The organism is uncultured Thiodictyon sp., assembly GCF_903946935.1.
GTDB lineage: Bacteria > Pseudomonadota > Gammaproteobacteria > Chromatiales > Chromatiaceae > Thiodictyon.
In genome coordinates, this window is sequence record NZ_CAJAXH010000106.1 from 12,622 (window position 1) to 36,481 (window position 23,860).

Sequence of the window (23,860 nt, forward strand, 5' to 3'; positions counted from 1 at the left end):
CGTGGCTGGTTTCGGGGGAATGAGAATTAGCTGGCTTCCCAACATTAGGCCGGCAGACGCATTGACTCCGGTCTAATTAACCTTTTGTAGGTAAACAGATGAACGAAATTCCCGGCAATGCGGTTACCGCCAATACCCCCAAGAAGCGCTACGAGTCGCCGCAATTTTTGAGTATGGAGCCTCTGGAGGCCTTTGCGACGGGGTGTGCGGACAGTAACGAGCAGAGCGGACCGGGTAAGACCAGTTGGCTGGCTTGTCTGACTCCCTTGGGCTCCTGACCGTGTCGATCCCAGCGCAATTCGGTGGCGACGAATCCTCGAGCGGTGCCCGGGCGCCGGCGATAGGCAGTGCTGGGGATCGGGCCATTAGTGCCTCGACCAAGCTGGCGGGGCTACAGTGCCCGTGGGGAGCGGATCGTCGCGTCGTGGCGTTTCAGACGATGCGCTTTCAATTCACCGGGCTCGATGCCCGGCAGGTCGAGGTCGTCGACCGGCGCTTCGGGCGTTTTGTCGTCCCGGATGAAGATACCCGCAGAGACATTGAATGCCAGTGCTGGCGCGGCGTACCCGAGGTGGTGCCGCTCGCCTTGCTGGCCAACCGCAATGACGAATATCAGCCGCGGGTAGAGTACAGCGCGGACGCCTTGGTGGTGCGCGGATATAACTTTACGGCCAGTCTGGACCTGGCGGTTAGCCAAGCGCATGCGCACCTATGTACGGCCGGGCAGAATCAGCTTCCGGAAACGGATGTCTTCGACAACTATCTGCGTCTGGCCGCCGCCTACGTGGCCCTGGCGCGCGGCGGTCTGTTACTGCATAGCGCGGGGGTAGTGATCGACGGCCGCGCCTGGCTCGCGCTCGGACGCTCGAGTGCCGGCAAGAGTACCTTTGCCCGGGCAGCCTTGGCGGCCGGGCTCCCGATACTCAGCGACGACATCAATATCGTCCTGCCCGCGGCCGGCGGCGGCTTCGCGGCCGGTCCGGTTCCGCTGACCGGCGACCTGCGCGACCAGTGCCCTCAAGACCCGCACGCCAGCTATCCGGTCGGCGGTCTGCTGTGGCTGCATCAAGGCGCGGCGCCGGCGGTATCGCCCATGGCCGACGGCGAGCGGGTGGCGCGGGTGTTGGCGTGCGCGCTGGCGGTGAACGCCGATCCCTATCGAGTGGAGGCGGCGCTCGGTGTCATCGATGACCTGCTCGGGCAATTGCCCATGCGGGTGCTGAGTTTCCGCCGGGACGAGGGCTTTGAGGCCCTGATCCCCCTTATTGAAGAGATTGTGTAATGTCAGAAGAGACCAATCCAGACACGCTGGCGCTGCACCCCGATCTGGTGTTCCGGGCGGCCGGAGATGAGGGGGTCGCCGTGGATCAGCGCAAGTCAGAGATCCTGGTGGTCAACGGGCTCGGCCTGCGGGTGATGCAACTGGTGCGGGCGCATGGCTCGCGGCAGGCCGTGCTCACGGCGCTGCTGGCTGAATATGAAGCACCGGCCGAGCGCATCGCCGCCGATCTGGATGCCTTTCTGGACGAGATGCGCCAGCGCGATCTGCTCTGCTGAGTGCCGTAGCCAGTCGCGGCCTCGATCAAGATTCCGGCCACTTGGGTTCGCCCGGTGCGTAGTCAGGCCATCTTGGCCTGACAGCGTCAGGGCTGGAAGCCCTGACTACGCACGCCGCTGGCCGGGATTATGATCCAGGCCGCGACGAACCTTCGCCAAGGATGGTTCCGCGGTAGCGGCCCCTTGGCCGCGACCAATGCCAGACTACCGATCGATGGCTGAGTGTCGCTATGTACCATACAGTAATCCAGGAGCGTATCCGCCGCCTGCACCTGCTGCACAGCGTGATGCTGGAGCTGACCTATCGCTGCAATCTCAATTGCTTCTATTGCTATAACGACCCGGAAGCGGCCGGCACGCCGCTGTCGGTCGATCAGTATTTGCGCCTGTTCGACGACCTGGAGTCCATGCAGGTCTTGTTCCTCTCCTTCACCGGCGGCGAGCCGCTGGCCCACCCGCAGTTTTTCGAGTTGGCCGGTGCGGCGCGTCGCCGCGGTTTTGCGATCCGGGTCAAGTCTAACGGCCATGCCATTCGCGGTGAGGTGGCGCGGCGTCTGCGCGACGAGGTGAATCCCATGGCGGTGGAGATGAGCCTGCATGGGGCGACCGCGTCGGTCCATGATCGGCAGACCCGGGTGCCGGGGAGCTTCGAGCGGTTGCTGGAAAACCTGACGCAGATGCAGCAACTCGGTCTGCGTCCGTCATTCGTCAGCACCCTGACTGCCTGGAACGCCCCTGAGATCGAGGCGATGTATGCCCTGGCCGACCGGTTCGGGGTACGTCTGCGTTGGCAAGGTCCGGTCAGCCCGCGTCAGAATGGCGACCGCGAGCCGCTGACGATCCAGCCATCGGCCGTGGACTGGGAGCGGGTCCGGGCGATCGCTGAGGGCCGCCGGGCATCGGCCGCTGTACCCGCGGCGAACCCGCTGGAGGGGGCGACCAAGCCTCCCGCCACGGATGAGGATCGGCCGCACTGTGGCATCGGCACCCAGGAGGTGCTGGTGGACCCCTTTGGCAATGTCTATCCCTGCGTACAGGTGCGCTGGTCGGCGGGCAATCTGCATCGGCAACCGATCCGGGCGATCTGGGAGCAGGCCACGGCCTTCGGCGACGCGCGCCGGTTGTCGGTGGCGACGGCCAAGCGCTTCGCGGGCCAGCGGCCCACCCAATTCGGCGCACCCATCTTCTGCCCGGGGGTCGAGCTCACCTATTTAGGCGAGCGGGGCCAACGAACCGACATCCCGCTCAATGATTGGCGCAAGTCGTCGCCTCTTCGATGATGCATTCCCGATTGGAGGTCCTGCGCGATCTGGCAGGCGACCATGCGCTGCCCCTGAGGGTCCGCGGTACCTGCATGGCCCCCTTGGTACGCGATGGTGCGCTGGTGGTGCTGGCAGGGCCGAAAAGGGTCTATTGGCCCGGCGATGTGGTGGTCCGCGGGGGTACGCCTGGGTTGCTGATCCATCGCGTGATCGGTGTCTACTGGCGCGCCGGTCGCCTCCACTATCTCACCCAAGGCGATGCGGCAGCGCATCCGGACGCTGCCGTGACTGCGTGCCAGATCCTGGGGCCGGTGCGGGGCGGCGATTGCTCGGGCCAGTTGGTCCGGGTGCCGTTGCGGCATCGGTGCTGGGCCTTATGGCGATTTGGGCGCTTCATGGCGGCGCGTCTCGGCCGGGAGCGGCCTTGGCCGCGATGGGGGCGGGTGGGAGCGGCTTCAGCCGCGACGAGGCCATGGCAGTCGGTTGGGTGGGGTCGCGGCTGAAGCCGCTCCCACCGGGGCCCGGCGCGACTTTCACGCTCAAGCCTCCAACGATGACCAAGGCCGCGGGGTACGTGAGATGGATGATGGAAGGGGCGGGGTGATGGAGCAAGCCGACTGGCTGGCGGCCGTGCTGCGCGGCGAGTGCATTGACTGGCCGTTCGGTTGGGGACCGCGCGATTGCGAGTCCGTGCTCCTGGCGGCCCAGGCGCAGGGCGTGAGCGGGATGCTCCTGCCCCGGCTTGACCGCTACGCCGATCCCGCGAGTCTCCCGGCGGCGTTGCGTCCGGCCCTACGGCGGCGCGTCAGGGGCGAGGCCGCCGCCGAGTTCTCCCGGCAGATCGAATGTGAACGGGTCCTGGGTCTGTTGGCGGGGGCCGGTCTGAGCGCGCTGCTCATGAAGGGCACCGCGCTGGCGTATTCGCTCTATCCGGAGCCACATTGGCGCAGTCGCTGTGATACGGATTTGCTGTTTGCGGATCGCGACGCCGCGTCTCTGGCCCTGGAGGTCTTCGCGCGCGATGGCTATCGCCCGATCCCGGCCCTCGGCGGCACGGTGCTCAATCACGAAGTTTGCTGTTTTAAGCAGGACCGCTTTGGTGTGACCCATTCCATGGACCTGCATTGGGCCGCCAACAACCTCCCGGTGTTTGCCGACCTGCTGCCCTTTGCCGAACTGGCGGCCGCGGCCGCTCTACTCCCGCGCCTGGGGCCCCATGCGTTGGGCGTGGCGCCGGTGCATGGGCTGTTGCTGGCCTGCATGCACCGTCTCCAGCATGCCCCCGAGGGCCAGAGCAACCGTCTGATTTGGCTCTATGACATCCATCTGCTCACGGCGGGCTTTAGTGCGGCGGATTGGTCGGCGTTCAGTCGCCTGGCCATGACGCGTGGTGTCAGCGGGGTCTGTCTGGCTGGCTTGATGGCCGCGCGGCGGGTCTTCCGCAGTACCCTGCCCCCGGGAATCCTGGAGGCGTTGACGCAGGCGGCGGCCGCCGAGTGGCTGACACCCGCGCGCTTTGCCACCCTGCGCGGTCAATTGATCGCAAATCTGTTGGCGCTCGATGATTGGGGCAGCCGCCGGCGCCTGGTGCGGGAGCATCTGTTTCCAGATGCCGCCTATCTGACACAGACCTATGGGGCGCGCCAGGGCTGGCGTTTACCCTTGCTCTATCTGCGCTGGATCGGCAGCAAGATCGGCAAGGCCCTGCGCTGAGGGGGCATCCTGTGGGAGCGGCCTGCGGCCGCGGCGGCGTCGATCATAACTCCGGCCACCCAGCGAACATTCGTCGCGGCCTGGGGGCCGCTCCTACCCGCGTAGGAGCGGCCCCAGGCCCAGCAATTCCAAATTTGAAAAAATACGCCTTGTAAATCAATGAGTCGAATGTCGACGCAGAATCGCAGCAAGAAGCCTAACATTTTGTTTTATCTTGCATATTAGCTTTCAAATTTGGAACTGCTGCCCCAGGCCGCGACGGGTTGCCGCAAGGACAGGTCTGGCCGAAGCGATGACCAAGGCCTGTCGTGAGAACCGCTCTTTCTAGGTTCATTATTGGTCGCGTCCTGTGCCGCTTCGCGGCGGGGCACGGAACGCGACGACTCACCCAGTGCCAGGCTATCTTTGTCGGCGGCCGGGTCTTTTTCGGGGGGCGGCGGGCGCCGGCATCGGGTCGACGCAGAAATAGCCGCCGCCCGGGATGGGGCGCCCGTTCAGGTCGCGTGCCCGGGGGTGGTAGCCGGTGGCGCGCTCGAAGCGGTCCTTGCGGCAAACCGCATCGCCTTTGGCCTTAAGGTCCTTGGGGACTGAGCCGAAGGCGGCCGGATTGTCCCAGACGCGACCGTCCTTGCCAAGGATGATGCGGGGTGGGATCGGGCCGGGCTTGCGGTCCTCCGCATGGCCGACGCAGAAAAAGCCGCCGCCCGGGATGGGGTCCCCGTAGTAGTCGATTGCCCGGGGGTGATAGCCGGTGGCGCGCAGGAAGTCGCCCTCGAGGCAAATCTGTTTGCCGGTTTCTTTGAGTTCTTTCGGGATCGCGCCGAAGGCGGCCGGATGATCCCAGGTGCGCCCGGCATCCGTGTCGATGATGCGCGGTGGGATCGCGGCGGGTTTGCGCCGGTCCTCCTTTTCCTGATCGACCTGGCCGGCGCAATAAAATCCGCCGCCGGGGATGTGATTGTCGTCGTAGTCGCGTGCATCCGGATGGTAGCCGCTGGCGTGATCGTAGTCGGTGCCGCGGCACGCGGCATCGCCCCGTTCCTTGAGCTCGTCCGGGACGCTGCCGAAGGACCCCGGGTGCTTCCAGTGGCGGCCGTCTTTGCCGTCGGCGATGCGTGGGGGTGGGTCGCGCGGCTTCTCGCCGGGACCGCTCACGCAACTCGCGAGCAGTGGGGCGAGGCAGGCAAGGACGACCGCCGTCTTTTTGGCTTTCAGCATGGCGTTGACTCATCGATGTTGAGCAAGGCCTCGCCGTCAACCGGCGAGGCAGGAGTCGGCGCTGAGCGGCCGTGCCGCGCGCATTCAGCGACATCTGGCGCGTTAATCGACAACAAAAAGCCCGCGGTTAGGCGGGCTTCCGGATCCGTCTGGGATCGTCTGACTAAGACTGTTTGGTGGAGCAGAGGGGGATCGAACCCCTGACCTCCGCATTGCGAACGCGGCGCTCTCCCAGCTGAGCTACTGCCCCAAATGATCGCCCCGGATCGGGGGGCCAATCGGCGCTGACCGGACGGGCCGTCAGCGGAATGCGAATTTTGCACTATTCGCGGGGTCCTGGGCAAGCCCCGCGAGCGAATTTAACCGACCGTGCGGTGCAACATGAGCTCCAGCACCGCCTTACTGCCGAAGTAGGCGAGGATCAGGATCACGAAGCCGCTCAGGGTCCAGATGATGGCGGTACGACCGCGCCAGCCATAGCGGAAGCGTCCGAGCAGCAGACCGCCGAAGACCAGCCAGGCCAGGACGGACAGCACGGTCTTGTGGACCAGGTGCTGGGCGAACATGTTCTGGAGGAAGGCGAACCCGGACAGCAGCGCGAAGGTCAGGAGCACGAACCCGGCCGCGATCATCTCGAACAGCAGGCTCTCCATGGTCTGGAGTGGCGGTAGCCCCTTGACGAACCCGCCGGGCTGGCGGCTGCGCAGGTGATGATCCTGGATGGCGAGCAGGACCGCCTGCACCGCGCCCAGGGTGAGCAGGCTGTAGGCGAGCATCGACAAGAGCACATGGACCTTCAGGTCCCAGCCGGCCGCCGGGCTCATGAAGGCGACCTCGCCGAAGCGCGCCTCCAACCCGATGGTCAAGGCCGCCAAGGGGAGCAGGATCAGACCCAGGTTCTCCACCGGCTTGGTCAGGCTGGAAACCATGAGGAGCGCGATCACGGTCCAGGTGGTCAGTGCCAAGGCATTGAAAAACAGTAGATTCAATCCGGTGTGGCTGAAAATACTGTCCCACAGCAACCAGGTGTGCAGGATGAGCCCGGCGAAACCCAGCCCGAGCGCCAGGTCGCGCTTAGGCACCCAGATGTCGGTCGAGCGGAACAGGCGCAGACCGATCGCGCCGGTGGCGGACAGGTAGAAGAGGATGGCGGTGACGGCGAGTAGGGTGTGTTTCATAGCGGCGCATAATCTCATAAACCGCCGATCGGGAAAACGCCGCGGCGGGCGGTATACTGTCTGACCTCAGTGCGTCCGGTTGTGCCGGGCGTGTCGGCATCGCCGGGCGGCGGGCGCGACCATTAGACCACAGCGGCGCCGACCGGGGCGATCATTAGGGGGCAAGTATGTTCGAGAATCTCCAGGAGCGCTTCGGGCGTGTACTGAAAGACCTGCGAGGGCAGGGGCGCCTGACCGAGGACAACATCAAGGACACCATGCGCGAGGTGCGCATGGCGCTGCTGGAGGCGGACGTTGCGCTGCCGGTGGTGCGGGCCTTTGTCGAGCAGGTGCGCGAGAAGGCCCTGGGCGAGGAGGTGATGAAGAGCCTCACGCCGGGTCAGGTCCTGATCAAGATCGTCAACGACGAGCTGATCGCCCTGATGGGCGAGGCCAACGAGCGTCTGGACCTCACCGCCCAGCCGCCGGCGGTGGTGCTGATGGCCGGCCTCCAGGGCTCGGGTAAGACCACCAGTGTGGCGAAGCTTGCCCGCTGGCTCCAGGAGAAGCAGAAAAAGACCGTGGCGGTGGTGAGTTGCGACGTTTACCGGCCGGCGGCCATCGAGCAACTGCGCACCGTGGCCGCCGAGGTGGGCGCGGGTTTTATCCCGAGCAGCGGCGACCAGGACCCGGTCGACATCGCCCGTCATGCGCTGGACACCGCGCGCAAGCAGTTCAAAGACGTGCTGATCGTGGATACCGCCGGTCGGCTGCATGTCGACTCGGCCATGATGGATGAGATCAAGGCCATCCATGCCGCCATCCGGCCGGTCGAGACACTGTTCGTGGTCGATGCCATGACTGGCCAGGACGCGGCCAACACCGCCCGCGCCTTCGACGAGGCCCTGCCGCTCACCGGCATCATCCTCACCAAGACCGACGGCGACGCCCGCGGCGGTGCGGCGCTGTCGATCCGCCAGATCACCGGCAAGCCGATCAAGTTCCTGGGTACCGGTGAGAAAACGACGGCCCTGGAGCCCTTCCACCCGGATCGGGTCGCCTCGCGCATCCTCGGGATGGGCGATGTGCTCTCGTTGGTGGAGGAGGTCCAGTCCAAGGTCGACCGCGAGCAGGCCGAGCGGCTGGTCAAGAAGCTTAAGAAGGGGAAGGACTTCGACCTGGCGGACTTCCGCGAGCAGTTGGTGCAGATGGCCAAGATGGGTGGCATGGCGAGCCTGATGGACAAGCTCCCGGGGATGAATCAGGTCCCGGAGCGCATGAAAAATCAGGTCAATGACAAGGCGATGGGCAAGCTGGCCGCGATCATCGATTCAATGACACCCCAGGAGCGCCAGTTTCCGGCGATCATCAAGGGGTCGCGGCGACGGCGCATCGCGATGGGCTCCGGGACCCAGGTACAGGACGTCAACCAACTGCTCAAGCAGTTCACCCAGATGCAGAAAATGATGAAAAAGATGAAGGGCGGCGGTATGGCGAAGATGATGCGCGCCATGGGCGGACGCATGCCGGGCGGATTCCCCGGCGGTTTCCCGGGCGGCGGCATGCCCCCGGGCGGGTTCAACCTGTAGGCCGGCGACCATGCACTATCGTGTCTACTATTTATTCGACCGCTTCGGCGAGTCGGTCTCCTCCGCCAGCGCGGTGGAAATGAGCGCACGCAGCATCTGCGATCAGTTGTTGCCGCGCCTCCAGTCGGAGGACGACTTTCTCGGCATCATCGACCCGGCGGAGACCATCCTCCAGATCCTGTGCGAGCGCGAGCCCGATCGCTATTGGGTCGAGCTGCCGATGGAGGCGGCCAAGGCCTCCTATGGTACCTATATGAACCTGGAGGAGCTGCGCGCATTCGTCGCCCAAATGCCCGCCGTGTTCGACTCCAAGGCGATTCCGGGGATGGTCTACCGGCCCTGGTAGGAAATCCAGATAGGCTTGAAGAGGATAGGTCCGCAAATGAACGCGAATGAACGCAAATAAGATGTAGCGGTTTAGCGTGCGCCGGGTTCGTTCCGGCGCGTCGCATCACCCATGTCGCTAACGCCGAATTGGCTCGCGACAAGAGGCTATCCATCGTGTCAAACGCTGGTCTTTCTTATTTGCGTTGATTGGCGTTCATTTGCGGACTGATGTTCCCGCGGCGGTAGGCGAGTACTAGGAATAGGGTGCCGAACAGGATCATCGGGGTGGACAGGACCTGCCCCATGGTGAGCCAATCGAAGGCGAGATAGCCCAACTGGACATCCGGGGTGCGGACGAACTCGATGGCGAAGCGGAAACACCCGTAGAGCAGCAGGAAGAGCCCGGACACCGCCATCATCGGGCGCGGGCGGCTGGAGAAAATCCACAGGATCAGGAAGAGTGTGAGGCCCTCAAGGCCCGCCTCATAGAGTTGCGACGGATGGACCGCCGGGCTCAGGAGGGTGCCGATCGGCTGGTCCGCGCAAGCGGCCGGGAACCGGGCGCAGGGGAGTTGTACGCCCCAGGGAAGCTCAGTGCGGTGCCCCCAAAGTTCCCCATTGATAAAGTTGCCGATGCGCCCGAAGAAGAGCCCGGTGGGGACCAGCGGGCTAATGAAATCGGCCACCTGGAAGAAGTGCAGGCCCTGGCGGCGGGCGAACAGCATCATGGCCACGACGACCCCGATCAGGCCCCCGTGGAAGGCCATTCCGCCCTCCCAGACCTTAAACAAATTCAGCGGGTTGGCTAGTATCTGGTCGAACCCGTAGAAGATCATGTAGCCGAGCCGGCCGCCCACGACGACGCCGATGATGCAGTAGAAGATCACGTCGTCGACCATCTCGGCGGTCCAGCCCGAGCCGGGGCGCGCCGCCCGGGCGCGCGCCAGGGTCCAGGACAGGGCGAAGCCCGCCAGATACATGAGCCCGTACCAATGGACGCGCAGCGGTCCGATGGCAACGGCGATGGGGTCGATGTCGGGGTAGGTCAGCATGGGCGCGGATGGTATCACGGGCGGAGGCGATCTTGGTCGACGGCTCACGCCAAGATGGAGGTAGGTCGCCCTTCAGGGCGACCGTCTGAACTGGCATCAATCAAACCAAAACCGGGAATGGCTCACGCCAAGGCGCCAAGCTCGCCAAGAAATACAATGGAGTAGACCGACTATCCAGATCGCCCGCCTGGTGACTGGCCCCACGCTGATAACGCACCGAAAACCTTGGCGAGCTTGGCGCCTTGGCGTGACAACTGCTCTTTCCAGGATCGGGCGTCAGGTGTCCTGTTCGTGGGTACTGCGGCGCGGCCCGGGGGCCTTGATCATCCGTTCCGGCCAGGCGATCGGTCCGCACAGCGGACCCTACGGCTTGCGTCGCGCCCGTAGGGTCCGCTGCGCGGACCAACCTCGCGGCTAGCGCGGCGGCCAGGATTATGACCGAGGCCGGCCCGGGTCGACGGGCCCGACGCTGTACCAGTCGAGCCGGCGGGTGATCGTCATCACCAGGGCAAGCAGTCCGAACAGCAGCAGTGAGCCCATGAGCAGCGCCGTATCCTCGTTGATCAACAGCCCGTAGAGTGCGCCGAACAGCGCCGCGAGCAGTCCGGCGAAGCCCAGCCCCCGTCGTGCGCTCCCCAGCACATGGCTGAGATAGAACCCCTGGAGCGCAATACTGGCCCCGGCTGCGAGCGCATAAGCCAGCGCGAATGGGACCTGCTCGGAGAGGCTCAGGAGCAACAGGAAGAACAGGGCCAGGGCCAAGCCGACCAGCAGGTACTGGGCGGGGTGGATGCGCAGTGACTTCAGCAACTCGAACAGGAAAAAGGCGGCAAAGCTCAAGGCGACGAACAGGAAGCCATATTTCAGTGCCCGGTCCGCCATGGAGTAGACGTTGATGGGCTCGATGAAACGCACGCCAAAGGCGTCCCGGCAGTCCCCCTTCCAGGCCCGGCCCTCGCGCGCGGCGGCGGTGAAGGCCGCGGGGGCCTTGGTCGCCAGGGCACTGACCTCCCAGCGCGCGCTGAACCCGGCGGGCCTATCCTGCCGGTCGCGCGGCATGTGCCGGTCGCGCGGCATGGGCAGGAAGGCGCCGGCAAAGCTCGGGTGTGGCCAGGTTGAGTCGAGCGTGACCCAGGCGGTCTCCGCGAGCGGGACGAAGTCCACGGCCTCGGTCCCGCGGACCGAGAGGCCGATTGAGAAGGGCAGGGCGCGCGCCGTCCCGGGCGCCAGGCCGGCGGCATCGGCATGGATCCCGTCGAGCCCGGCCAACCCGCTGCCGTTGCGAAAGCCCAATGGGGTGCCGTCCAAGGTCAGTTGCGGGGTGCTCGAGAGCCCGCGGGTGTCACTGACGAAGACGCTGACGAAGGGCGTCCCCCAGGTCAGCTTGACCCCCTTACCGACACCCGGCAGTGCCGGTCTGGTCGGGACCTCGAAGCGTCCAGCGATGGAGGCCTTCAAGTCATAGACGAGTGCCTTGAACAGCCCTCGGCGTTTGAAATCGGTGGCGGCGTTGGTGTCCCAGTCGGCCCGGCTCGGCAGCACCACCCAGCGCCCCTCGCTGCGACGTTGGTCTTCGCGTTGCACCCGACTGGCAGTCCCCGTCGGGGCGTTGGCGATCTCCTCCAGTACGGTCTCAGTCCATTTCGGCGAGTTCCCGCGCGCTGGAGCGGGGTGGGGGGCTGCGTCGGCCCTCGGCCACGTCGCGGGCATAGCGACTCATGCGGGCGATGGCACGCGTGAGGTGCCAGGTGAAAAGTGCCCCGATGAGGCCGGAGACCAGCAGCAAGAGCAGCCCGCGGTCGCGGACCTTGGCCTCGCCGCGGGCGATGAAGGGGGCGACGGAGGCGCTCGGCTTGCCGACCGCCACCACCCCGATGGTCCGGCCCTCCCAGACCACCGGGGCGGCGACATACATCACCGAGGTCCCGTCGACCCCGGGCCTGGTCGGGGTCGCCCGTGCCCCATACTCCCCGCGCAAGGTCCGGTACACATCGTTCCAGCGCGAGAAGTCCTGCCCGACCAGGGCCGGGTCGGTGGCATAGAGCACCCGCCCGGTCGCGTCGGTGACATAGACCCGGTGGTCCAGGCTGCGCTTGGCGATATTCCAGATACCGGCCGTCACCGTGCGCTGGGCATAGGCCGCGAGGGCGGCGCCGATGCGCGCCTCGCGCGGGGCCGGATCATTGGTCGGCGAGGAAGCCCTCGGTGCCCAAGGCATAGATCAGGGTGTCGGCGATCGCCTGTTCGTCCTCGACGATCAGTATGCGTGGCAGGGGGGGTGCCGACATCTCGACCGGCTCAGGCCCCATCCAGCGCCTGGCGCAGATCGGCGGCCAGATCGGCACAGGTCTCCAGTCCGACCGACAGCCGCACCAGTCCCTCGCCGATCCCGTGGCGGGCGCGCTCCTCCGGGGTGTAGGTGGAGTGGGTCATGGAGGCCGGGTGCTGGGCCAGGGACTCGCAGTCGCCCAGGCTCACCGCCCGGATGACCAGACGCAGTGCGTCCATGAAACGCACCCCGGCGTCGTAGCCGCCGCGCAGTTCCAGGGCGATCATCCCCCCGGGGCGGCGCATCTGCCGGCGCGCCAGCTCGTACTGGGGAAATGAGGGGAGCCCCGGATACCAGACCCGCGCCACCGCCGGGTGGCCCTCGAGCAACTCCGCGAGCCGCTGGGCCGAGTCGCAGTGGCGCTCCATGCGCAGTTCCAGGGTCTTGAGCCCGCGCAGCACCAGATGGGCATCCAGCGCCGAGATGCAGGCCCCGGTCATCTCCTTGATGCCGAAGAAGCGGATCTGCTGGATCAGCTCGCTCGGGCCCACCACCGCCCCGGCCAGCAGGTCGCCATGACCGCCCAGATATTTGGTCGCTGAATGCACCACGAGATCGGCACCCAGCGCCAGCGGGCGTTGCAGATAGGGCGTGCAATAGGTGTTGTCGACGATCGTCAAGGCCCCGTGTTGGCGGGCGATGGCGCTCACCGCGGCGATGTCCACCAGACGCATGTTGGGATTGGCGGGTGACTCGCAGAACACCACGCGGGTGCGCTCATCCAGGGCCGCGCTCAACTCATCTGGCCGGGTCAGGTCGACAAAGCGCACCTCGATCCCCAGGCGCTTCAGTCCGTGCTCCAGATAGCCGAAGGTGCAGCCGTAGAGCGTCTGGTCCGCGACGACGGTGTCGCCGGCCGCCAGCAGCGTCCACAGGGTCGAGGTGATGGCGCCCATCCCCGAGGCGGTGGCGAGTCCCGCCTCGCCGCCCTCCAGGCTCGCCAGTCGCGCCTCCAGGACGGCGACCGTCGGGTTGCCAACGCGTGAATAGACAAAGCCCGGCGACTCGCCGCGGAACCGCCGCTGGCCCTCGGCGGTGTCCGGAAAGGCAAAGGTGGAGTTGAGATAGACGGGTGGATTGAGCGCCCCCTCGTGGTCGAGCGGGTTGTAACCCTCATGGATGGCGCGGGTGGCGAAGCCCAGCCCTTGGTCGTCGGTCATCGGTTCCGTGTTCCTGTTGGTGGTGAGTTGTGCAGCGCCTTGCCCGCGGCGCGGATCTGTCGGGCGGCGGGGCTCGCGGCCAGGAGTTTTGCATAGCTTTCGGACTGGGCATAGTCCCAGTTGAGCAGGGTGTTGTAGAGCTGATCCGCCTCCGCCAAGGCCGCCGCCGCTGGCGGGCCAGGTTCCAGTCGATGCAGGGCGGCCCCATAGGCGTCGAGGGCGCGCTGGCGCTCGCCCGCTCCCAGCAGCCAGTCCGCCAGGCGCTGCTGCTGGTCCGGGGGGAGTGGCGTGCCCAGCAGTCCTTTGAGACCGCGGGACATGTCGGTGCCATAGGCCGGGAACAGTTCCCCAGGCCGTTCCAGTAGCCAGGCGGCCAGGGCCAGTTGTCCGGCCGGGGTGCGGTTCGCGGCCCGGCGCCCCGCCTCCCGCCAGCGGGCCGCGCGCTGCGGGTCGGTGCGTTCCAGGACGCAGGCGCCGGCCGCCCACTGACCCTGACCCAAGCGTCGCTCGGCCAATGCCTGCGCCGCCACCGCGGCCCGTGGCCCAGCGCCCCGCGCGGTGGTTTGCAGGTTCTGATCAGCGACCGCCACATGCAGCAGAAAGTTAGCGGTGTCCTCGTCCAGGGCCGGCAGGGTTGCGGCGCGTGTCGCCTGCCCGGCATCGACCAGGGCGGTGGCGAGGATGGCGGCCGAGCGTGGATCCCCCGCCGCATCCAAGCGCCCTGCCTGGCGCAGGGCCTCCGCGTGTCGGCCCGCCCGCCCCAGTGCCAGGGTGCGCAGTTGCGCCCAGCGCTCGCTGGGTTTGGCGGGCTCGGCCGGGAATCCGGCGGGCAGGGTGGGGTCCTCGCGCGTCGCGGCGTCCACCAGCAGGCGCTCCTGGAGGTTGATGGCCCAGGGCGCGGGGGCCGCCTGGCCGATGGCGTCCGCGGCGCGTCGCCAGAGTGCGTCCCACTGGGCGGCGGAGGGCGCCGGAACCAGGCCCAGCAGGGCGGTGGCGAGCAGCGGGTCCGGCAGTCCGGCCAGGTCCAGGTCCTGCGGGGCGCTGCCGTTGCGCAGCAGGTGGCGCATCTCCCAGAGCGCGCGGGCCGGTCGCCGGCCGTAGAGCTCGAGCAGCAGCGTCCAGGCGCCCGGGCCGTCCCCTTGCAGATAGAGTATCCGCAGCCGTTGCAGTCGGTTGAGATCGGTCAATGGATGGTCCGGGTGACGGGCCAGCCAGTCGTCATGGGCCGCGAGCAGCGCGGTCCAGGTCTCCGCGCTGGTGCCCTGGATCTGTCCCGGCCAGCCGTTGCCGATCTCCAGGCTCATGCGGTTGCGCAGCGCGGCCAGTTCCAGTGAGGGCCGACGCGGCGAGTCCGGGAAGCGCTCCAGGGTGGCGGCGGCCGCCTCGAAGGGGGCCGCGCGGATCGCCAGCACCTGATCCAAGAGCGCCGTGCCGCCGCGCTCGGCGCCCACTTGGAACGCGGCGGCCGTCAGCGCTGCCGGGGTGTCGCCCAGGGCCGGTTCCACCTCGGCGAACTCGACCGCCCGCCGCAGCGAGTCGCTCCCGGGTGCAGCCAGCGGTGCGGGCAGCGCGAGCAGGGTGTCGATCGCCCGCCGCGCCGCATCGCGGGCCGCCGCCCGGTCCCCGGTACCGAGCGCCAGCCCCATGGCGTCCAGGTCCGCCGCGACCGGGTCGCCCGCCGGTGCCTGCGCCCCTTCATAAGCGATCCGCGCCAGCAGCGCCCCCTGGTGTTGCCCGGCGATCCGGAAGGGGTCTAGGAAGCGGAAGGGCTCCACATAGGTGTTATCGACGTCGTCGGTGGTCAGCGACGCGACCGCCGGATGTAGGGAGGGCACGAAAATGGCCGGGCCGCCGCATGGCCAAGCGCTGCCGACCCACCCGAGTAGTAGGCCGGCCGCCAGCGACAGTGGTTTGTTCATGGCAAGCGCTCCAATAGCCGGGACCAGTCGAAGCCGGCGGGAAAGACCCAAATCCCGCGGTAGGTTGGCAGTGCGGCCAGCGCGGGTAGCGCCGCGAGCCAGGCGGCATGATGGGTCCCGGGACGGTCGAACCCCCCCAGCCCCAGGGTGAAGGGGATGGCCGCGCGCGTCAGATCGGTGACCAGCCACGCGGCGCGTCCTGGCGTCCAGGGCTCGCCGGTGTCGAACACCTGGGGCACGATGCCGTCGACCCGGGCGGCGAAGCGCGCCCCGAACCCCGGGTCTTGCAGTTGGCTCTGCAGGGCGGTGATCCAGAGCGTGCGCCCCCGCAGGGCCCCGGCCCGGCAGGTATCCAGCCAGGCGGCGTAGACCGGGAGCCGGTCGCGCGGCGCATCGTAGTCCAACTCCACCGGCAGCGCGGCGAGGCGCGGGTCGACCGCGGCCAGCAGCCGCGCCAGTGCCCGGTCCAGTTGCGCCCCGGTCGGCCCCGGCGCCGCGCGGTGAAAGGAGTCGTCCAAGCGCACCACGAGCATGGCCGGCGCCCCCGCGACCCCCGGCGGCAGGCGCAGCCTGGTGCGTACCTGCCCGTCCCAGCTCATCTCGGCGATATTGACCGCGGCCGCTACGTCGGGGCGCACCCGTCGTGCCTGCTCTAGGACCGGCAGGTCGCGGCGCGACCAGACCCATTGTCCCACGGGGCTGGCGGCACCGACCGGCCAACAGCAGACGGCGCCCAGCGTCCAGGCGATGAGGCGGTACGCCAGCAGGCGTGCGGTGCGCCCTGCGGTGGCGTGGCGGCGTTGGTTGGGGATGGTCGCTGGCACGTCGATGGAGATCATCTTGTCGATCCATTGGGAACGGCTGTGGGCTGACAGCGCGGGGCGGCGGTGCGCTCAAGGGTGCTATCATACGCGTCCATATCGCCACGCACTGGTGGGCGAGTTAATTTATAAAAACAGGGGAGTGCGAACCTGCGGGCGGCCCCGTGAGGCGCCGGTGGCGGTCCGTATGGGCGATCGTCCCCACCCTGGATACACCCTAGAGACTCCCCGATGACCACCCCCCCCCGTACCGTCCTGATCATGGACACCACGCTGCGCGATGGCGAGCAGACCCAAGGGGTGTCCTTCTCCCCGGATGAGAAGGTGAATATCGCCAAGATGTTGCTGGACCTGGTCCGGGTGGACCGCATCGAGGTCGCCTCGGCGCGGGTCTCGCCGGGGGAGCAGGAGGCGCTGGCCCAGATCGTCGACTGGGCGGCCTCGCGCGGGCTGGCGCAGCGCGTGGAGGTCCTGGGCTTCGTGGATGGGGGCCAGAGCGTGGAGTGGATCGCGCACGCCGGTGGGCGGGTGCTCAACCTGCTGGCCAAGGGCAGCGAGACCCACTGTCGCGGCCAGCTCGGCAAGACCCTGGACGAGCATGCGGCCGACGTGCGCGAGACCGTCGCCATCGCCTTGGCCCGCGGGCTCAAGGTCAATCTCTATCTGGAGGATTGGTCCAACGGTTATCGCGATCAGCCGGGCTATGTCTATGGCCTGATGGAGCGCCTGGCCGATTGCGGGATCGAGCATTTCATGCTGCCGGACACCCTGGGGGTGATGACCCCAGAGCGGGTCGCCGCCGCCATGGGCGACATGATCGGGCGCTTTGCCGGGGTCAAGTTCGACTTCCATCCACACAACGACTATGGCCTGGCGACGGCCAATGTGCTGGCCGCCGCCCTGGCGGGCGCGGCGGCCGTACACTGCACCGTGAACTGCCTGGGCGAGCGCGCGGGCAATGCCTCGCTGGCCGAGGTGGCGGTCAATCTGCGCGATCAGCTCGGTTTTACCATCGGGATCGATGAGACCCATCTGGCCCGGGTGAGCGAGCTGGTGGAATATTTCTCCGGTAAGCGCATCGCCGACAACGCCCCCATCGTGGGGGCCGATGTCTTCACCCAGACCGCCGGTATCCATGCCGACGGCGACCGCAAGGGCAGTCTTTATCACACCCGGCTCTCGCCCGAGCGCTTCGCCCGGCGGCGCAAGTATGCACTGGGCAAGCTGGCCGGCAAGGCGTCGCTGGCGAAGAACCTGGAGTGGCTGGATATCAGCCTGTCGGAGGAGAACCAGCGGCGGGTGTTGGCGCGGATCGTGGAGCTTGGCGACTCCAAGAAGACCATCACCATCGACGACCTGCCATTCATCATCGCCGAGGTGCTGGACAGCAAGGACTACCACCACGCCGAACTGCTGGCCTGTACCGTCACCTCGAGCCTCGACCTGGAGTCGATCGCCAGCATCAAGCTGCGCCTGGGCACCGAGGTGTTGAGCGCGGCGGGCAGCGGCAACGGCGGCTTTGCGGCATTCGACAACGCACTGGCGCGGCTGGTGCGTCGGGCCGGTTTCAGCCTGCCCCCGCTCAAGGACTTCGAGGTACGCATCCCCAAGGGCGGGCGCAGCGATGCGCTGACCGAGTGTACGATCACCTGGGACACCGACCACGGCGACATCAAGACCCGGGGGGTGCATGCCAACCAGGTGTATGCCGCCATTGCGGCGACCATGCGGATGCTCAATATCGTCATGCATCGGCGGCTCGCCGAGCGCCAAGGCGAGGCAGCGGCTGCGCCAGCCTGACCGTCCGTCGCGCCTGGGAGCGCCGACATTCTGTCGGCGACGGCGCGAAGCGCCGTTAGAACCTGGCGAAAACAAGGCCCATGGCGATTCACCGCGAACCGCCGACGGCGGTTGGCCGACAGCATGTCGGCGCTCCCAGGCGCTCCGCGCGGGGAGCGCTGGCGGCCGGAACTATGGTCAAGGCCCACCAGGAGGTTGCAGATGTTAGTCAAAGAAGAAGACGCCAAGCGTTTTTTTTGCCCGGTAGTCTCCGGCGCCCAACAGCACATCGTGTGCAAGGGTAGCCACTGCATGGCCTGGCGTTGGGCCAGCTATAACGCCGACACCCCGCTCCCGGACCCCGAGGCGATCCACCAGCAGTTCGGGTACTGCGGGCTGGCCGGTGTGATCACGTTGCCGCCGGTCTGAGGGGCGGCAGCCGGTCGCTCCTGCCGCGTCGGAGCGATCCCCCGGCCGCGACGGGCGCGAGGTATACTGTCCCTCCCGGTATCCACCACGCGAAACCAGCCATGTCCGTCGATCCCGTCTCCGGTGCCGGCTACCTGCTCCAAGGTATCCGGCTCATCGCCCGCCCCGGCCTGCGCCGTTTCGTCATCCTCCCACTGCTGATCAACATCCTGGTCTTTGCTGCCGGGATCTGGGCCGGGGTGTCGTGGTTCAAGGGGTTCGTCACCTCCATGCACGCTTGGATCCCGGGCTGGCTCCAGTGGTTGGACTGGCTGCTGTGGCCGCTGTTCGCCCTGCTCCTCCTGGTGCTGGTGGTTTATGGGTTTTCACTGGTGGCCAACCTGATCGCCTCGCCCTTCAACGGCCTGCTCGCCGAGAAGGTGGAACTGCTGCTCACCGGGCGGTCACTGGAGCAGGGCGGGGGCATGGCGCAGCTGCTGCGGGAGCTCCTCCCGACCCTGGTGGATGAGGGCAAGAAGGTGCTCTATGCACTGGCGCTCGCCATCCCCTTTCTGTTCCTCCTGTTCGTCCCGGTGGTGGGCCCCGTGCTCTGGTTCCTTTACACCGCCTGGGTCCTGGCGCTCCAGTATCTGGACTATCCCATGGGCAACAGTGGGCTCAAGTTCCGGGAGATGCGTCGGCGTTTGCAGGAGCGCCGCGGCCTCAGCCTGGGATTCGGTGCGGCGACCGCCGGGCTCAGTCTGATCCCGGTGGTTAACTTCATCGTCATGCCGAGCGCGGTGGCCGGTGCGACCGCCCTGTGGGTGCGCGAACTCAAGGGGCCGGGCAATTACCAGGGGCCACACGAGTCTCGGGTCGCCACCCGCGGTGTGCGGCTGGTGGTCGATCAGCTCTCCGGGCAGATCCGCGGTGAACTGCTGGCGGGGCCCTACCAGGGGCAGGCGCTGGAGGCGGTCTCCACCGAGGACCTCAAGAGCCTGCTGGAACTCTGGAATCAGACCGACCTGGCCTCCGCCGAGGCGCTGGAGGTCTACCTGGAGCACGAGCGCCAGCATCAGGTGCGGCACCCCCATCCGCCCCGGCCGTCCGCCAACCCGCCGGTCCCGCCGTCCGTCCGCATGGTGGCGGAAGAGGCGCGGGCAGTGCTGGGTTTGACCGCGCAGGCGGGTCCGGAGGAGGTCCTGGCGGCCCATCGGCGGCTGATGCTGCGCCTGCACCCGGACCGGGGCGGCTCGGACTACCTGGCCGCCAAGCTCAATGAGGCCAAGGATGTCCTGCTCGGGTGAATTGAGTCCGCTGCGGCCTGGGGTGGCGACTGGCAAGCGACGTCACCATAGTGCCGACCAGGTCACAGATTGACGCTCCCAGTGTGCGGGGGAGGGGCTTGGCGCCTCGCCCCGCGCGGACCCGATTGACCCCAAGCCCCTATCTATGATTTCATGCAGCCGCGTTTAACGATTGAACGCACGCTCCCGGTAGTACCCCGAAAAATGGACCTAAAACCCTGTACCGTCTATGTAACGGTATGGCGGTAGCATGTCCGGGACCTGAGTTCGGTACGGTTTCTTCAACCACACCCGACGCTCGTGATAGCGCGGCAGCGCCACTCCCGTCCCAGGCCGCTGGCCGACATTGCGGGCACGGCCATCCCACGACACCACCGCCTGTGAAACCGCTGCGGCTTGACGGGCTTGACATATCGTACGGAATAGTTTGAATCCCCATACCCTTATCATCGAGCCCGGATTGGCCGAGCGTCACTATTGGCGCGATCTCTGGCGTTATCGCGAGCTCTTCTACGTGCTGGCGTGGCGCGACATCTCGGTGCGTTACAAGCAAACCATTATCGGCTTGGCCTGGGCACTGATCCGCCCTTTTCTCACCATGGTGGTGTTTACCGTGGTGTTCGGCAAACTTGCTAAATTCCCCAGCGAAGGCGCTGCCCCCTATGCCCTGATGGTCTTTGCCGGCCTGCTGCCGTGGCAGTTCTTCTCCACGGCACTGTCGGAGTCGTCCAACAGCCTCATCGGCAACGCCAACCTGATCAGCAAGGTCTATTTCCCCCGGCTGATCGTACCCACCGCCGCGGTGGTCGTGTCCTTTGTCGATTTTCTCATCAGCTTTGCCATTCTCCTCGTCTTGATGCTGTGGTATCGGTTCCTACCCGGCTGGCAGATCCTCACCCTGCCGCTGTTCGTCGTGATGGCCTTTCTGGCGAGCCTGGGGCCAGGGCTATGGATTACAGCGCTCAACGTCAAATACCGCGACTTTCGCTATATCATCCCCTTTATCGTCCAGTTCGGTCTGTATGTGTCGCCGGTGGGCTTCAGTTCAGCGATCGTGCCTGAACAATGGCGGCTGCTCTACTCGCTCAACCCGGTCGTCGGTGTCATCGACGGTTTCCGCTGGGCCATCCTCGGCGGGGAATCGACCATCTATCTGCCCGGTTTCCTGTTCAGTTGGGGCGTGATCGCCTTTTTCCTGTGGCTTGGAATCCGCCAGTTCCGTCGTATGGAAAAGAGCTTTGCCGATCTGATTTGAGGGTCTGGATCATTGTTGCGGTCGGAGCGCATGGTGTAGGATTCAGTGGGCTGTCTCGAAAAGCGGAGTGTCCGCTCGTCCTGGGTGTCAACTGCCCCGCCCTAAAGGCTTCTAGGGGAGAGTTCGGATGAGTGAGTTTAGTACCGCATATCAAACTGACTATTCAGCCTGGGCCCAGCGCCAGGCGGAACTCCTGCGCGCGGGTCGCTACGCCGAACTGGACGTCGAACACTTATTGGAAGAGCTCGGCGACATGAGCAAGAGCGACCGTCGAGAGCTGGAAAGCCGGCTCCTGATTCTGCTCGCTCACTTGTTGAAATGGGAATATCAATACCCTTTGTTGAGCGGGCGTTGGCGCGAATTCGATGGTCGCAGTTGGCGAACGACCATTATCGAACAGCGCACCCGTTTGGCCAAGCTGTTGAAACAGTCGCCTGGTCTCAAGACCTTACTGTCCGAGGCGATCACCGCGGCCTATGCCGACGCGATACAATTGGCCAGCGATGAAACTGGTCTAGCCCTGGACACTTTCCCCAGTGACTGCCTTTATACCCTTGAGCAGTTGCTGGACAAGGCCTATTATCCTGCATCGCGCACACCAACCAGCAAGTCTTGATGCCGCGGTTCAAAAGACGAACGATGATCGACCACACCGCATTCATCCTCGATAAAGCCTTGACCTGACCGAGGCCGACCAACGGCGCATTGTCGCCGCATTGCATGCCGGATGATGGACGCCCCAACAAATTCTGATCACACCCCGTGAGCCACGACCAGAACTTCAAGAACCTCATCGTCGATTATCCCCGCGAGTCGATCGCCTTCTTTGCGGCGGTCGAGGCCCAGGCGGTCGATGCCGGTGCGCGCATCCTGCCGATCCGCGAAGAGCCGCTCAAGGAGCGGCTGGGCGAGCGCTTTCGGGAGTTGCATGTGCCGCTGTTGGTCGAATGGCCGGACGGTCGGCGCGCGGCACTGTTGTTCGTGCTGCAGGAAGAGACCGATCCCAAGCGCTTCTCCATAATGAACGCGAACTCTACAGCCAACGCTATCCGCAGGAAGCCGCCGAAATGACCGGATTCGCTCAACGCTTTATCCAAGAGGGCATCCAGCAAGGCCTCCAACAAGGCATGGAACGTGGTCTGGAGGCCGAGCGCCGGTTGCTTTTGCTGATGGCCAAGATGCGCTTCGGTGCCGCGACTGCCACGCGCAGCGCGCCCCTACTGGAGCGTATCCTTGACCGCGAGGCATTGGAGTTGCTGGGTGATGCCTCGCCCGACAGCGCCGATGCCGCCGCTTGGCTGGCGGCCGTTGCCCAGACCGCCGAGTCCGGGTCCTGACGGCAGGATCGGATGAAAACCGATCACCCTATCTACTGTAGCGGTCTTTGCCCCCCTGATGATCGATCAGGATGACGAGCTACGGGCACGTGCCCCGCAGTTGTGGCGGACGGTGCAGACGGCGCCGGTGAGCGGCGAGGTCCGCGAACTGCTCTCGCAGGTGTTGGCGTTTTGGTTTTTCGAGCGCTTTCGCGCACTCACCGCGAAGGGGATCTGGGCGATGTTGAATCTGGTAACCCCCATCCAAGAGACCCGTGCCTATCAGTCGATCTTTGCCGAGGGCAAAGCCGAGGGCGAAGCCAAGGGCAAGGCCAACACCCTGAAACGTTAATTGAGGCGCCGTTTCGGCCCACTGCCCGCGTGGGCGGAGCTGCGGATCGCGACGGCACCGCACTGGCAGCTGGACGCGTGGCTCGACGGCATCTTCGATGCAGAGAGTCTGACGGCCCTCATCGGCTCTGAGTCAAATTGAATCCCGAGCCACCGCCCATCAAGTCATGCGCGGCTTGATCATAGGTTCGGCTAAGGGCGAGCCGTCACTTCGGTCGGGGCGCGGACCATCGTTTTTGCTCCATGACGATCGAAGGTCTGGAGCGACGGCTGGATGACATTTTCGAGCCCGATGGTCCCGCCGGGCCGGTCTATATAGTCGAATTAATAGGGTAAACCGCGGGCGCCGCTTGGTATAACCTGCGCTTCCGGCCCACTGCGCCCCTTGCATGAGGCATTACGCCGGGCGCCCGTGGGAGGGGCTGCGGCGGCGACAAAACTTCGCCAATTACCAGATCCTGGCAATTATTCCGGTCCCCCGTTGATGGCCTTCGTCGGGCGCAGCCCCCTCCCGAAGTTGTAGGAGCGGCCCCCCGGCCGCGACGCGCTCCCGCGGGAACCGATGGGTGGAGTGTCAACCGGGGCCTGAGTCATCGTTCCCGCGATGGGCGAGCCGTCATTCCGGCCGGGACCCCGGCGACGGACGGCACTCTCTCAGACTGTAACGACGCGTAGAATAGAGGGCGCGGTCGCAACGATGATCGATGCCGCCGAGTCGGGGACCTGAAGGCATTTCCGACGACGTGTTATCTCCGATGACGAAACGCCCGCACGCTCCGCAATTATACGTTGCCTGTCCACGATTTATGCACTAGATCAAGCTCATAGCCTCATCAAAACAGCAACCTACCCTGTGGCTTGAAATCGAGATGAACACCCAATCGCTTAAAGATACGATCAGGCGTGAGTTGCCGGAAATCATGCGCACGGACCCTGATTTGCGCGCGTATATTCTGGATTTGACCCGCCGGGAATATGCCGGGCGGGCGGCCACCGATGACCGGTTCTACGACCTCCTGGCTGAACTGCGCCGCGATCGGGAGGAGGGGACCCGCAAGTGGGACGAATATACAGAAGAGCAGAACCGCAAGTGGGACGAGCAGAACCGCAAGTGGGACGAGCAGAACCGCAAGTGGGACGAACAGAACCGCAAGTGGGACGCGCATCAGGCGGAGCAACGCGAGGAATTCAAGCGAATTCACGAGGAGATCATGGCCCAGGCGCAGCGGCATGACCGCAGCATCGGCGCGCTGGGGTCGCGCTGGGGTCTGCAATCGGAGAAGGCGTTCCGCGACGCGCTGGCCGGAATCCTGGAAAAGAACTTTGGTGTACAGGTGCTC

At 66.0% G+C, this 23,860-nt stretch carries 25 protein-coding genes and 1 tRNA gene; 17 read left to right on the forward strand and 9 right to left on the reverse strand.

What is annotated here, in order from left to right:
• The first annotated feature begins 98 nt into the window (after positions 1-98).
• From QZX93_RS09455 to QZX93_RS09480, 6 genes are all read left to right on the forward strand, one after another.
• Positions 99-278: a hypothetical protein gene (locus QZX93_RS09455; protein ID WP_295393059.1), complete on the forward strand. Its 180-nt coding sequence runs from the start codon at positions 99-101 to the stop codon at positions 276-278.
• 161 nt (positions 279-439) lie between these two features.
• Complete coding sequence (locus QZX93_RS09460) at positions 440-1,282, forward strand: hypothetical protein (RefSeq protein WP_295394541.1); 843 nt, start codon at positions 440-442, stop codon at positions 1,280-1,282.
• Complete coding sequence (locus QZX93_RS09465) at positions 1,282-1,557, forward strand: PqqD family protein (protein WP_295393057.1); 276 nt, start codon at positions 1,282-1,284, stop codon at positions 1,555-1,557. Before QZX93_RS09460 ends, QZX93_RS09465 begins: the two co-directional genes overlap by 1 nt.
• 230 nt (positions 1,558-1,787) lie before the next feature.
• Positions 1,788-2,837, forward strand: coding sequence for a radical SAM protein (locus QZX93_RS09470; RefSeq protein ID WP_295393056.1), 1,050 nt, complete (start codon positions 1,788-1,790; stop codon positions 2,835-2,837).
• Positions 2,834-3,322: a S24/S26 family peptidase gene (locus tag QZX93_RS09475; RefSeq protein ID WP_295393055.1), complete on the forward strand. Its 489-nt coding sequence runs from the start codon at positions 2,834-2,836 to the stop codon at positions 3,320-3,322. Before QZX93_RS09470 ends, QZX93_RS09475 begins: the two co-directional genes overlap by 4 nt.
• A 76-nt stretch (positions 3,323-3,398) precedes the next feature.
• Positions 3,399-4,532, forward strand: a complete 1,134-nt coding sequence (locus QZX93_RS09480; protein WP_295393054.1) for a nucleotidyltransferase family protein — start codon at positions 3,399-3,401, stop codon at positions 4,530-4,532.
• A gap of 399 nt (positions 4,533-4,931) precedes the next feature.
• Here the strand turns inward: QZX93_RS09480 and QZX93_RS09485 are convergent, their stop codons facing one another.
• The 3 genes from QZX93_RS09485 to ccsA all read right to left on the reverse strand — a co-directional run bounded on the left by QZX93_RS09485 (position 4,932) and on the right by ccsA (position 6,928).
• A complete protein-coding gene (locus QZX93_RS09485) occupies positions 4,932-5,750 on the reverse strand; it encodes a hypothetical protein (protein ID WP_295393053.1) in 819 nt (272 codons plus the stop codon).
• A 174-nt stretch (positions 5,751-5,924) separates the two neighbouring features.
• Positions 5,925-6,000: transfer RNA gene (locus QZX93_RS09490), tRNA-Ala, on the reverse strand.
• A gap of 109 nt (positions 6,001-6,109) precedes the next feature.
• Positions 6,110-6,928, reverse strand: coding sequence for a cytochrome c biogenesis protein CcsA (gene ccsA / locus QZX93_RS09495; protein ID WP_295393052.1), 819 nt, complete (start codon positions 6,926-6,928; stop codon positions 6,110-6,112).
• Positions 6,929-7,095: 167 nt separating this feature from the next.
• Between ccsA and ffh the strand changes: the two genes are divergently transcribed.
• Positions 7,096-8,496 carry a signal recognition particle protein gene (gene ffh / locus QZX93_RS09500; RefSeq protein ID WP_295393051.1) on the forward strand — a complete coding sequence of 467 codons (1,401 nt, stop codon included), beginning with the start codon at positions 7,096-7,098 and terminating at the stop codon, positions 8,494-8,496.
• Between the two features lie 10 nt (positions 8,497-8,506).
• Entirely contained in the window at positions 8,507-8,842 is a 336-nt protein-coding gene (locus QZX93_RS09505; protein ID WP_295393050.1) for a hypothetical protein, read from the forward strand.
• Positions 8,843-9,017: 175 nt separating this feature from the next.
• On the opposite strand, the gene lgt is transcribed toward QZX93_RS09505, so the two are convergent.
• The 6 genes from lgt to QZX93_RS09535 form a co-directional block, all read right to left on the reverse strand.
• Entirely contained in the window at positions 9,018-9,875 is an 858-nt protein-coding gene (lgt, locus tag QZX93_RS09510; RefSeq protein WP_295393049.1) for a prolipoprotein diacylglyceryl transferase, read from the reverse strand.
• Positions 9,876-10,307: 432 nt separating this feature from the next.
• On the reverse strand, positions 10,308-11,459 hold the full coding sequence (gene creD, locus QZX93_RS09515) for a cell envelope integrity protein CreD (RefSeq protein WP_295393048.1): 1,152 nt from the start codon (positions 11,457-11,459) through the stop codon (positions 10,308-10,310).
• 49 nt (positions 11,460-11,508) lie between these two features.
• The gene (locus tag QZX93_RS09520) at positions 11,509-12,093 is read right to left on the reverse strand and encodes a hypothetical protein (protein WP_295393047.1); all 585 of its coding nucleotides are present in this window, start codon (positions 12,091-12,093) and stop codon (positions 11,509-11,511) included.
• 80 nt (positions 12,094-12,173) lie between these two features.
• Entirely contained in the window at positions 12,174-13,364 is a 1,191-nt protein-coding gene (locus QZX93_RS09525; RefSeq protein ID WP_295393046.1) for a methionine gamma-lyase, read from the reverse strand.
• Entirely contained in the window at positions 13,361-15,283 is a 1,923-nt protein-coding gene (locus QZX93_RS09530; RefSeq protein WP_295393045.1) for a hypothetical protein, read from the reverse strand. Before QZX93_RS09530 ends, QZX93_RS09525 begins: the two co-directional genes overlap by 4 nt.
• Positions 15,280-16,122, reverse strand: coding sequence for a hypothetical protein (locus tag QZX93_RS09535; RefSeq protein WP_295393044.1), 843 nt, complete (start codon positions 16,120-16,122; stop codon positions 15,280-15,282). The genes QZX93_RS09530 and QZX93_RS09535 overlap by 4 nt, the downstream gene beginning before the upstream one ends.
• A gap of 213 nt (positions 16,123-16,335) precedes the next feature.
• On the opposite strand from QZX93_RS09535, the gene QZX93_RS09540 reads away from it, so the two are divergent.
• The 9 genes from QZX93_RS09540 to QZX93_RS09580 all read left to right on the forward strand — a co-directional run.
• Positions 16,336-17,904 carry an alpha-isopropylmalate synthase regulatory domain-containing protein gene (locus QZX93_RS09540; protein ID WP_295393043.1) on the forward strand — a complete coding sequence of 523 codons (1,569 nt, stop codon included), beginning with the start codon at positions 16,336-16,338 and terminating at the stop codon, positions 17,902-17,904.
• Between the two features lie 201 nt (positions 17,905-18,105).
• Positions 18,106-18,312 carry a hypothetical protein gene (locus QZX93_RS09545; RefSeq protein ID WP_295393042.1) on the forward strand — a complete coding sequence of 69 codons (207 nt, stop codon included), beginning with the start codon at positions 18,106-18,108 and terminating at the stop codon, positions 18,310-18,312.
• 101 nt (positions 18,313-18,413) lie between these two features.
• Positions 18,414-19,598, forward strand: a complete 1,185-nt coding sequence (cysZ, locus tag QZX93_RS09550; protein WP_295393041.1) for a sulfate transporter CysZ — start codon at positions 18,414-18,416, stop codon at positions 19,596-19,598.
• Positions 19,599-20,025: 427 nt separating this feature from the next.
• Positions 20,026-20,853: an ABC transporter permease gene (locus QZX93_RS09555; RefSeq protein WP_295393040.1), complete on the forward strand. Its 828-nt coding sequence runs from the start codon at positions 20,026-20,028 to the stop codon at positions 20,851-20,853.
• Positions 20,854-20,980: 127 nt separating this feature from the next.
• A complete protein-coding gene (locus QZX93_RS09560) occupies positions 20,981-21,469 on the forward strand; it encodes a DUF29 domain-containing protein (RefSeq protein WP_295393039.1) in 489 nt (162 codons plus the stop codon).
• 146 nt (positions 21,470-21,615) lie between these two features.
• A complete protein-coding gene (locus QZX93_RS09565; protein WP_366760077.1) occupies positions 21,616-21,924 on the forward strand; it encodes a hypothetical protein in 309 nt (102 codons plus the stop codon).
• Complete coding sequence (locus QZX93_RS09570) at positions 21,921-22,190, forward strand: transposase (RefSeq protein ID WP_366760079.1); 270 nt, start codon at positions 21,921-21,923, stop codon at positions 22,188-22,190. The genes QZX93_RS09565 and QZX93_RS09570 overlap by 4 nt, the downstream gene beginning before the upstream one ends.
• A 58-nt stretch (positions 22,191-22,248) precedes the next feature.
• Complete coding sequence (locus QZX93_RS09575; protein ID WP_295393038.1) at positions 22,249-22,521, forward strand: hypothetical protein; 273 nt, start codon at positions 22,249-22,251, stop codon at positions 22,519-22,521.
• An 868-nt stretch (positions 22,522-23,389) separates the two neighbouring features.
• On the forward strand, positions 23,390-23,860 hold a 471-nt coding region (locus QZX93_RS09580), incomplete at its 3' end, for a DUF3782 domain-containing protein (RefSeq protein ID WP_295393037.1).